Raw genomic sequence first — 754 nt, forward strand, 5'->3', positions numbered from 1 at the left:
AATTTTTTGTTTATTTTCAGTGATATATTCCATGTCATTTAGATAGGCTTGAAGATGACCTTGCTCTATGTTTTCAGCAAAGGTTTCATTACCATTTTGAGCTTCACTGCACATGAACAAAACTAAAGCCTGTAATCGCTGAATCATTGCATCCGCTAGTTGATGTCTTTCGGACTTAGTTGCACCGTAACTATCACAGAACAACTTAGCTCTAGTTACCTGCTCAGAGGTTGTACCTAACTTATCATTGCTGTCAGTTTTGAAAGGCGACCAACAATAAACTGAATATGCTAAATCCCATATTCTTGGCGCAGGGTGCGCAGTATCAAAGTCAAATACACCTACAACTGTGCTCTCGGATAGAGCGACATTGTATGGGGTAAAGTCACCATGACAGATAACTTCAAAAGGCTCTCTTGGTTCTAGCATCCACTCGTGCGCATTGACATCTACTTGTTCCAAAAGTGGCACAGTTGAGTCATGTATTTTACGCAGTAGTTTACCTGCTGATGTGAGTGCATCGACAGTAGCAATTGCGCCGACTAGTGGGTAGTTATAAGTATTACCAACAACAAAACTTAGGACTTCCTGTTCTTGGTTAACACCAAGAAATCTTGGAGATTCAGCTACATTTTCTCGCTCGAGGTGTTTCAAAATAAGGTGAATTGTAGGACTCCACGGCTGAAGAGGTCGATAGACAAATTCACCATCTCGATATATTGCTGATTCTCTTCCACCTGATAATTCTTCCACG

Annotated in this window: 1 protein-coding gene; it reads right to left on the reverse strand. The window is 40.8% G+C overall.

Translation table 11 applies throughout. From position 1 onward, the window contains the following. On the reverse strand, positions 1-753 hold a 753-nt coding region (locus tag A1QO_RS03885; protein WP_026027052.1), incomplete at its 3' end, for a phosphotransferase. Position 754 lies beyond the last annotated feature (1 nt).

The organism is Vibrio genomosp. F10 str. ZF-129 (genome assembly GCF_000287055.2).
Classification (GTDB): Bacteria; Pseudomonadota; Gammaproteobacteria; order Enterobacterales; family Vibrionaceae; genus Vibrio.